The sequence below is a fragment of the Emticicia sp. genome (assembly GCF_043780375.1).
Taxonomy (GTDB): domain Bacteria; phylum Bacteroidota; class Bacteroidia; order Cytophagales; family Spirosomataceae; genus Emticicia.
Genome location: NZ_JAYWCU010000247.1, coordinates 1 through 6,022, shown reverse-complemented (window position 1 = coordinate 6,022; position 6,022 = coordinate 1). Strand labels below are relative to the sequence as shown.

Genomic DNA, 6,022 nt, shown 5'->3' with positions numbered 1-6,022 from the left:
TATTAAAGGAATGTTGGCAGCTATTGGTATCATCTTGATACTCAAACAATTACCGCACGCTGTTGGCTACGATAAGGATAATGAAGGTGATTTTGATTTTATTCAAGCTGATGGTCAAAATACGTTTTCAGAACTTCTAAATTCTCTCGACTACATTCATCCTGGGGCAGTTATTATAGCTGTAATATCACTTTTGGTATTAATTTTATGGGAACGCCCATTCTTGAAAAAATATGCTTTTTTTAAGGTCGTGCCGGGTGCATTATTAGTAGTTATTCTTGGAATTATTATAAACCAATGGTTCAAATTTAACTATCCAACATTTTATTTAGAAGGCGAAGAATTGGTGCAATTACCAGTTGCTAAGTCTGCCTCTGATTTTATTGGTCAATTTACTATGCCTGATTTTACCGCTTTTGGCAACTATAAAGTATATGTAGTAGCAATAACGATTGCTATAATTGCCAGTTTAGAATCGCTTTTAAGTGTAGAAGCTGCCGATAAACTCGACCCTTACAAACGAGATACACCTACCAATAGAGAATTGAAAGCTCAAGGATTAGGTAATCTAATTTCGGGTTTAATTGGAGGGTTACCACTAACGGCAGTCATTGTTCGTACTTCAGCCAACATAAACTCTGGTGGAAAAACAAAATTATCGTCAATTATTCACGGCATACTTTTATTGATTAGTGTTGTTTTTCTTGCTTCAATGCTTAACAAAATCCCACTTGCTGCATTGGCAGCCTTGCTTTTGATGGTAGGTTATAAATTAGCAAAAATTTCACTTTTCAAATCAATGTATAAATTGGGTTGGGATCAGTTTCTACCTTTTGTGATCACGGTAGTGGCTATTCAATTATCTGATTTATTAAAAGGGATAGGCATCGGAATGGCAATCTCAATGTTCTTCATTTTACGCAATAATTACCGACGCTCTTATAATACAACTATAGAACCAAGCGGAAATGGTGAAAAAACTATTGTACAGTTGGAGGAAGATATTACTTTCTTGAATAAAGGTAGTATTGCATTTATGTTGAGCGAATTGCCCGAAAATACTCACGTAGTTATTGACGGCACAAAATCGCATACGATTGATATTGATGTTCTTGAAATGTTACATAATTTCAAGAACACAGCAGAACTTAAAAATATAACTTTAGAATTAAAAGAAATTCCTGAATTCAAAGGATTAGGAGGACATTAAACACAAATAAAATGGACAATTCATATCAAGAATTAATAAAAGGAAATAAATTATATGCCGAGCATAAATTATTCCAAGACCCCGAATATTTTAATAAATTATCGGCAGGACAAAGCCCAAATTATCTTTGGATTGGCTGTAGCGATAGTAGAGTACCGGCCAACGAAATAACCAATACCCATAGTGGAGAAATATTCGTACACAGAAATATTGCCAATTTGGTAGTTCATACCGATACTAATATGCTTAGTGTATTGGAATATGCGGTAGATTTCCTTAAAGTAAAACATGTAATTGTATGTGGACATTATGGCTGTGGAGGTATAAATGCTGCAATGTCGAATAGTTTTCATGGTTTTGTTGATAACTGGTTAAGAAATATAAAAGATGTTTATCACAAAAATGAAGATGAATTAATATCAATTTTAGACCAGACTGAAAGATCCAATCGTTTGACCGAACTAAATGTGGTTGAGCAAGTAAGAAATTTAGCAAAAACAAGCATTGTTCAAAAAGCTTGGACAGAAAGAGATTTGCATTTACACGGTTGGGTTTATGGTTTGAATAATGGAATAATTAAAGATTTAGCCGTTATTCATAATGGAGGCGAACACATCGACTCTATTTATCGTTTTGACTTATCACAAAAACAAGAAACAGCAAATTGTGTCTGAAAATTCATTTGAGAAAAAGCATATTTTGTACAAATTGAAGCAATATTTGCCTTCTCAAACACCGTTGAAAGACTTTATTCATCATGAGGCTGCTTAAACTTCCCCAAAATACCCCCAAATAGGCACTAATTTTGAGGATATTTTGGGGAAGTTTAAACTAAACAGTCTCGTTATTAAAGCTACTGTTAACAAACTGCATAAGTAACTAATCATAATGCATTTTCACAATTTTTGCAATTCAAAATAATAATATTTACATTTGAATAAGCAATATAAAGTTGCTCTGCTCATTGGGCTTTACCCTAAAAAAATACCTTTTTCTTGAGAGATACAAATAACCTTTAATATTCACTCAAATGAATAAACGTGGCCCAATTATAATTATTGAAGACGACATGGATGACCAAGAAATTTTGGCTGACATATTTGAAGAACTCAATTATAAAAACAAGCTTATTTTCTTTGGAGACAGTGTATTAGCTTTAGAATTTTTGACTAACACAGATATTGAACCCTTCCTTGTTCTTTCTGACATAAATATGCCCAAACTAAATGGAATGGAATTACGAGAAAAAATTCATAATAATGAAGATTTGAGGTTAAAATCTATCCCTTATCTTTTTTTTTCTACAAGTGCCGAACAGAAACATGTAATTGACGCTTATTCAAGGTCTATTCAAGGGTTCTTTGTCAAACCAAATAATTATGACAAACTAAAAAACACTATCATAAAGATTGTAGAGTATTGGCAAGAATGCGAATCGCCTAATTATATTAAAACTGCTCAACAATAGTTATTTACCCAACAGCAAACATTCGACATGGTGTTTGGCGTTATTGGGGGCTTAAATTTTTTCAAATATTACGTTTTCTAAATACTTTTTCGATGTAAACAACTGAAAAATCTATTCCTCAACAAAATCAAGATTTTTATGAAAGGTTTCTTCCAAGTTTCCTAATGCCCAAAAAGAAATTCCCAAAGAAAAAATACCAACGATTATTGCACTTTGGGTTATTCCCAGAATTGGGGTAAGTAGTGTGAAAGCGGTTGCTTGTGGAATGAGTGATGCTCGAATCAGATTCAATGAAGAGGTTGTAACTGTTGAGCGAATATTTGTACCAAACTGCTCGGCAGCCAATGTTAGTAAAACGATTGTGTAACCTGCAGCTACGCCCAAACCAAAGAAAAAAGAATAATAGAGTGTTACTGACGTTTTGGCGAAAAGAAAGAACAACACTAAAAAAACACCAAAGCTTACCAAATAAATTGTAATCGCTTTTTTGCGACTTTTTAGTAATTGGCTCACAAATCCACAGCTAATATCGCCAAAAGTAAAACCCAGAAAATACATCGTAAAAACCACACTTACAGCAGGAATTTCGCTCATCTTCATTGCTTTGGCTATTTCAGGCGTAAAAGTCATGATTACACCATTGATGTACCATGCGGGAAAACCCAAAAGAAAAATACTGATATACTTTTTGAGTTTGATTTTATCTCGAAAAATAATACGTAAATCGCCTCGTTTGACTACCGAATTTTTAATTTGTTCGTACATTCCAGACTCTAAAACTCCCAGACGTAAAATAAGCAAAGCAAAACCGATTGCACCACCAATAATATACGTTGATTCCCATGAATATTTTCCACCAATATATGCACCCATAATTGCTCCTAACATTCCGAACGAACCAATGATTGAAGGGCCAATTCCACGCCATTTTTGAGGCATTTGTTCACTTACCAACGTAATTCCTGCCCCTAATTCGCCAGCAAGACCAATTCCTGCCAAAAATCTTAAAACCAAATACATCGAATATGAAGTAACAAATCCATTGGCAAAAGTAGCTGCCGAATACAAAATAATTGAACCGAAAAGTACCGATAAACGTCCTTTTTTATCACCCAAAATTCCCCACAAAAAGCCACCTATCAACATTCCAATCATCTGAATATTGAGTAACCAAACGCCTTTAGTCATCAGTTCGGCTTCGGAAACTCCAACGGCAAGCAAACTTTTAGTACGAACAACACTCACGATTATAATATCGTATAAATCAACAAAAAAGCCTAATGCAGAAGCAATAATGGCAAGAGCAATATTTCGGTTTGAAGGCATAATTTTTAATTTAAGAATAAAATGGAAGAAAATACTTGTCAATTTTCCATCTAAAATTCTCTGTTTTTAAGTATTTCTTTTGCTAAATTTTCTGATAAAGTAGGTGCCAAAGCAACACCCATTCCGTTCATTCTGACACTAATTGAAAGGTGTGGATTGAAGCATTTACTAACTGGCGTTTTTGAATCGTCAAAAGCCATAATGCCACTCCAACGCTGGTCAATTTTTACCGATTTATGTTTAGGAATAATATTTTCGTAAAGCAGTTTTTCAAGCATATTTTGCACTAAATCTGTCAAACCAAAGTTTTCAGTGTTTTCAACTTCAAAATTGAGGTTTCTTCCGCCACCAAAAAGCACACGGTTTTTGTAATTTCTAAAATAATAATAACCTTTATCGAAATGAAAAGTACCTTTCCAATTTAATCCTGCTATAGGTTCTGTAATAAAAACTTGTCCACGACCAGCATATAAATCAATGTCGGGAAGTAATTTTTTAGTAAAAGCATTGGTAGCAATACACAAATGATTTGCTTGAAATTGTAAGTTATTTTTAGAAAATACGGTCACATTTTCGTTCTCAATTTCGTAATTAGCAACTTCTACGCCAAAAAACATTTTGACTTTCAATGCTTGAAGCCTTTCCATCAAGGCATTTACCAATTTTCCACTATGAATTGAGCCTTCTGCTTTGTTAGAAATGGCATGCTGAAAATTGTTAAATCCGCAAGAATTAATAACTGAATGATTTTCAAAAAAATGTTGTTTATTTCCAGTAATTGACTTTAAATTACTATTTAATAAAGCTATTTTCTCTTTTGTTTCTTCAAAAATAGTTTTATCATTAAAAAGCTCAGTTCCTCCACAAGGGTCGTAGTCAATTTCCGAACCAAAATATTCATCAATAATCCTGATGCCCTTAAAACGCTGTTCGGTCCAATACATGGCGGCATCAACGCCCATCACCTCGATATTTTCAAGCAATTCGGTTGGACTACCAAAACACGAAAAACCTGCATTTTTGGTTGACGCTCCCGTGGGTAAAACACCAGAGTCGAGTATACAAATATCAAGATTTGGTTTCTCTTTTTTCAAAAAATATGCCAACCAAAGTCCAGAAAAACCAGCACCGATGATAATAATGTCGTATTTCTTCAAAAAAACATCTTTTTCCCAAAAACTTACCATAATTTTGATTTTATAAAATGCAAATTTAGAAAAATTAGCCCTATTTACTAATCCAACTGTTAAGACAGATTAGAAATCTGTCGTATAATTCATAGCAAACTATGGTTTTAGAAACCCTAAAGCAAGCAAACAAAATAGCAAGACAACTGCATGAAACGGTATTTCGCCCAACTGATATACAGGCATTTATCTTAAAAAATCAGAAAAAATATGAGGCTGATTTGCTGCATTTAATTGCTGACCAGTGCCTTGCTCAACAAAAAGCCAAACATAAATTACCAACTTGGTTTGCCAACGAAAATGTTATCTTCCCCCCTATTCTTTCGGTCGAGCAAGCGTCGTCAGAGATTACGGCAGATTATAAAGCAAGTATATTTCACACTTCCTTGAATCAAGAAAACAACAAAAAATGTATTGACTTAACTGGCGGTATGGGCTTAGATACGTGGGCATTAGCAAAAGTCTTTGAGTCGGTTGTTTATGTAGAGCAAAATCCACTTTTATCTCAAATTGCCAAGCATAATTTTGAAGTTTTAGGACTAAAAAACATTGAAGTAATCAACGAAAACTCGACCTTGAACATACATTTAAATACTCACTCGACCACCAATTTTTATATCGACCCACATCGCAGAGATGCCGCCAAAAACAAAGTTTTCAAAATCGAAGATTGCGAACCTAATATATTGACAATCAAGCACTTATTCGATAATTATATGGTAAAATTCTCGCCAATGCTTGATATAAAACTCGCTTTAGAACAACTTAAAAACGTTGCAGAAGTATATGTTGTTGCTGTTGAAAATGAAGTAAAAGAATTATTGTTTATTG

General features: G+C 33.8%; 6 protein-coding genes. 4 read left to right on the top strand and 2 right to left on the bottom strand.

Translation table 11 applies throughout. The annotated features are described in order from the left end of the window. The 3 genes from ACH2CJ_RS18700 to ACH2CJ_RS18690 all read left to right on the top strand — a co-directional run. Positions 1-1,210, top strand: a 1,210-nt coding sequence (locus ACH2CJ_RS18700) for a SulP family inorganic anion transporter (RefSeq protein WP_394995189.1), incomplete at its 5' end; no start/stop codon positions are given. Between the two features lie 11 nt (positions 1,211-1,221). Beyond that, positions 1,222-1,884, top strand: a complete 663-nt coding sequence (locus ACH2CJ_RS18695) for a carbonic anhydrase (RefSeq protein WP_394995187.1) — start codon at positions 1,222-1,224, stop codon at positions 1,882-1,884. A 356-nt stretch (positions 1,885-2,240) separates the two neighbouring features. Beyond that, positions 2,241-2,678 carry a response regulator gene (locus ACH2CJ_RS18690; protein ID WP_394995184.1) on the top strand — a complete coding sequence of 146 codons (438 nt, stop codon included), beginning with the start codon at positions 2,241-2,243 and terminating at the stop codon, positions 2,676-2,678. A gap of 111 nt (positions 2,679-2,789) precedes the next feature. Here the strand turns inward: ACH2CJ_RS18690 and ACH2CJ_RS18685 are convergent, their stop codons facing one another. Next, positions 2,790-4,004 carry an MFS transporter gene (locus ACH2CJ_RS18685; protein WP_394995181.1) on the bottom strand — a complete coding sequence of 405 codons (1,215 nt, stop codon included), beginning with the start codon at positions 4,002-4,004 and terminating at the stop codon, positions 2,790-2,792. A 50-nt stretch (positions 4,005-4,054) separates the two neighbouring features. After that, complete coding sequence (locus tag ACH2CJ_RS18680) at positions 4,055-5,191, bottom strand: NAD(P)/FAD-dependent oxidoreductase (protein ID WP_394995179.1); 1,137 nt, start codon at positions 5,189-5,191, stop codon at positions 4,055-4,057. Positions 5,192-5,292: 101 nt separating this feature from the next. Between ACH2CJ_RS18680 and ACH2CJ_RS18675 the strand changes: the two genes are divergently transcribed. Beyond that, positions 5,293-6,022 (top strand): RsmD family RNA methyltransferase (locus ACH2CJ_RS18675; protein ID WP_394995177.1); only part of this gene is annotated, 730 nt, incomplete at its 3' end.